This window comes from Dietzia sp. SLG310A2-38A2 (genome assembly GCF_014145095.1).
Taxonomy (GTDB): Bacteria; Actinomycetota; Actinomycetes; order Mycobacteriales; family Mycobacteriaceae; genus Dietzia.
In genome coordinates this window covers 1-3795 of record NZ_JAALDX010000190.1, presented here as the reverse complement: position 1 = coordinate 3795, position 3795 = coordinate 1, and the positions used below count along the sequence as shown (strand labels likewise).

Sequence of the window (3795 nt, the reverse complement as noted above, 5' to 3'; positions counted from 1 at the left end):
AGTCGACTGCCGGGCGGTGAGCTGACCGGTGGCCGCCCCCGCACCCGCACCCGGAACGCAGGCGGCTCCGGCCCCGCCCCGCCGCGGCAAGGAGCTCGTCCTACTGGTCGCCGCGTCGGTGATCGTCGGTTTCGCGTTGCTCCTGGTCCAGTTGGCCCAGGAGCAGGAGCTCAGCCTCACACTTCTCTGGCTCACGCTCGCCTACCTGGGCCTGTGCGGCGGGGCCCATCTGGTGATCCGGTGGTTGGCGCCCTTCTCGGACCCGGTGCTGCTCCCGGCCGTCGCCCTGCTCAACGGGCTGGGCCTGGTCCTGATCTACCGCCTCGACCTGGCGTATGCGGCGCGCGCCGTGGCCAACGGCACCGACCCGCCGGGGATGGACGTCACCCGGCAGCTGCTGTGGACACTGATCGGGTTGGCCTTCATGGCGGCCGTGTTGTATTTCCTCCGGGACCACCGGGTGCTGTCCCGGTACGGCTACACCATGGGATTCGCCGGCCTGGTGTTGCTGGCGATCCCGGCTGTGCTGCCCGCCCGCTTCTCCGAGATCAACGGCGCCAAGAACTGGATCATCCTGCCCGGCTTCACCATCCAGCCCGGCGAGTTCGCCAAGATCCTGCTCATCATCTTCTTCGCCTCGATCCTGGTCGAGAAGCGGGAGCTGTTCACCAGCGCCGGCCGGCGGATCCTCGGCGTGGACCTGCCCCGCGGGCGTGACCTCGGGCCGATCATCGTGGCGTGGTTCCTGTCCCTGGGCGTGCTGGTGTTCAACACGGACCTCGGCATGGCGCTCCTGCTCTTCGCCACCGTGCTGACCATGCTCTACGTGGCCACCGAGCGGGTCAGCTGGTTGCTCATCGGCGTGGTGCTGGTGGGCATCGGTGGCGTGCTGGCCTACGCCCTCTTCGGGCACGTCCGGGTGCGGTTCCAGATCTGGCAGGACCCCTTCGCCTACTTCGACACCGGCGGTTACCAGAGTTCGCAGGCCCTGTTCGGGCTCGCCTCCGGCGGCATGGGCGGCACCGGACTCGGCAACGGGCGGCCGGACCAGGTGCCGTTTGCGGGCACCGACTTCATCACGTCCACGATCGGCGAGGAGCTGGGCCTGATCGGCCTCGCCGCCGTGCTGATGATCTACGCGATCATCGTCCTGCGCGGGATCCGGGTGGGGCTGACCATCAGGGACAGCTTCGGCAAGCTCGTCGCCGTCGGCCTGGCCTTCACCGTGGCCATCCAGGTGTTCGTGGTGGTCGGCGGGGTCTCCACCCTCATCCCGCTCACCGGGCTCACCCTGCCGTTCATGGCCTACGGCGGGTCGAGCCTCCTCGCCAACTACGCCCTGTTGGCCATCCTGCTCCGGTTGTCGAACGACGCCCGACGACCGTTGCCCACCCCGCGGCAGGCACCCGCGCTCGCCGACGCCGCCACGGGCATGATGCGGACCCCCCTGCTGTCCCGCGTCCGGAAGTCCGGGTGAGCGCCGAGTGAACGCCGCCATCCGCAGGGTCGCGATCGCCGCCATCGTCATGGTGGTGGCGCTGCTCCTCCAGCTCACCTGGGTCCAGGTCTTCCGCGCCGACGAACTGCGCGCCGACCCCCGCAACACCCGGATGTTGCTCGACGAGTACTCCCGCCAGCGCGGGCAGATCACCGCCGGCGGTCGGGTGCTGGCCATGTCGGTGCCCTCGGAGGGCAGGTACGAGTTCGAGCGCACCTACCCCACCGGCCCGACCGCGTTCGGCCCGACGGTCGGGTACTACTCCCTGCAGTTCGCCACCTCGGGGATCGAACAGTCCCAGGACGCGTTCCTCAACGGTTCCGACCCGCGGCTGCTCTCCCAACGCATCACCGGGCTCATCTCCGGGCGCACCCCCCAGGGCGGTTCGGTGGAGCTCACCCTCGACCCCGCCGCCCAGGAGGTCGCCTACGCAGCGCTGCAGCGGGGCGCGGGCCAGGGACCGTTCGTGGGCTCGGTGGCGGCGGTCCGGCCCTCCACCGGGGAGGTGCTGGCGCTGGCCTCCACTCCGTCCTTCGATCCGAACGCCCTGTCCAGCCAGGAGCAGACCGTCCGAACGCAGGAGATGGGACGGATCGAGCAGAGCCCCGACCGGCCGCTGCTCAACCACGCCACCCAGCAGTCGCTGCCGCCCGGTTCGACCATGAAGGTCATCACCACGGCCGCCGCACTCGAGTCCGGGATGGGCCCCGAGACCCCGGTGTCCGGCGCGGACCGCACCCTGCTGCCCGGGACCTCCACGTTCCTGCAGAACTACGCCGGCCAGACCTGCGGAGGCGGCACCGTCACCCTCCGCACCGCGTTCGAACTCTCCTGCAACGTGCCGTTCGTGGAGCTCAGCCAGGAGGTCGGTGCCGACGCGTTCACCGAGATGGCGGAGCGCTTCGGTGTCGACGGTGGTGAGCCGGACGAGCTCGGGATCCCCGCGGCACCGTCCGGGCTCGGCCAGATGGAGGACGCCGCACAGCTCGCCATGAGCTCGATCGGCCAGAGCGATGTCCGCATGACCACCCTGCAGAACGCCATGGTGGCCGCCACCGTCTCCAACGGAGGGGTGCGCATGCAGCCGCAGCTGATCCGTTCACTCACGGCGCCGGACCTCTCCGTGGTGCAGGGGTTCACCCCCGAGGACGCCGGGCGCGCCCTCACCGACGAGCAGGCCGGCACCCTCACCGAGCTCATGGAGGGCGCCGAGCGCAACGCCGGGGGCGGCCTGCCCGGGGTGACCATCGCCTCCAAGACCGGTACCGCGGAGCACGGCGTGGACGCCGCGGAGTCCGTCCCCTACACCTGGTACATCGCGTTCGTCCCCGGCCAGGACGTGGCCGTGGCCGTGGCGATCGAGTCCGGGCCGGGCATCACCCGCGACACGGTGGGTTCCACCTACGCCGCCCCCATCGGCCGCGAGGTCCTCGGTGCCCTCCTCGGGGGCGCGGGATGAGCCTCAACTCCGGAGCGCTCCTGTCCGGCCGGTACCGCCTGTTGCGCCTGATCGCCACGGGCGGGATGGGGCAGGTCTGGGAGGCCGCCGACGCGGTGTTGGACCGGCACGTGGCGGTCAAGGTGCTCAAGGCCGAGTTCTCCTCCGACCAGGAGTTCGTGGAGCGGTTCCGGTCCGAGGCCAAGGTGACGGCGCGGATCTCGCACCCGGGGATCGCGACGGTCTACGACTACGGGCAGATCGACGACCCGGCCTCGGGCAGTCCACTGTCCTACCTGGTCATGGAGCTGGTGGTGGGCGAGCCGCTCTCCGACGTCCTGTCCCGCGAGGGGTCGCTCCCGCTGCGCCACACCCTCGACATGCTGGAGCAGACCGGTCGCGCGCTCAACGCCGCACACGCGATCGGGTTGGTGCACCGGGACGTCAAGCCGGGCAACATCCTCATCACGCCCTCCGGGCAGGTCAAGCTCACCGACTTCGGCATCGCCAAGTCGATGGGGTCCGCGGCGGTCACCCAGGCCGGGATGGTCGTGGGCACCGCCCAGTACATCGCCCCCGAGCAGGCCATGGGCCACGAGACCACGCCTGCCGGTGACGTCTACTCGCTCGGCGTGGTGGGGTACGAGTGCGTGTCCGGGCGCAGGCCGTTCGTGGCCGACTCGCCGGTGAGCGTGGCGATGATGCACGTCCGGGAGACGCCGCCCCCGTTGCCCGACTCGGTGCCGCCGCCGGTGCGCAGGCTCCTCGCCGACGCCATGGTCAAGGATCCGGGTCGTCGGTACCCCGACGGCGAGGCCTTCGCCGAGGCGGTGGCCGACGTGCGCGCCGGGCGTGATCC

The 3795-nt window shown here is 70.9% G+C and carries 3 protein-coding genes; all 3 read left to right on the top strand.

The window, feature by feature from the left end:
• Nucleotides 1-28: 28 nt before the first annotated feature.
• On the top strand, nt 29-1477 hold the full coding sequence (locus G6027_RS07380; protein WP_182636614.1) for an FtsW/RodA/SpoVE family cell cycle protein: 1449 nt from the start codon (nt 29-31) through the stop codon (nt 1475-1477).
• A 7-nt stretch (nt 1478-1484) separates the two neighbouring features.
• Complete coding sequence (locus G6027_RS07375; protein ID WP_182636613.1) at nt 1485-2957, top strand: penicillin-binding transpeptidase domain-containing protein; 1473 nt, start codon at nt 1485-1487, stop codon at nt 2955-2957.
• Nucleotides 2954-3795: serine/threonine-protein kinase (locus G6027_RS07370; RefSeq protein WP_182636612.1), on the top strand; the 842-nt coding region annotated here is incomplete at its 3' end. The genes G6027_RS07375 and G6027_RS07370, both read left to right, overlap by 4 nt.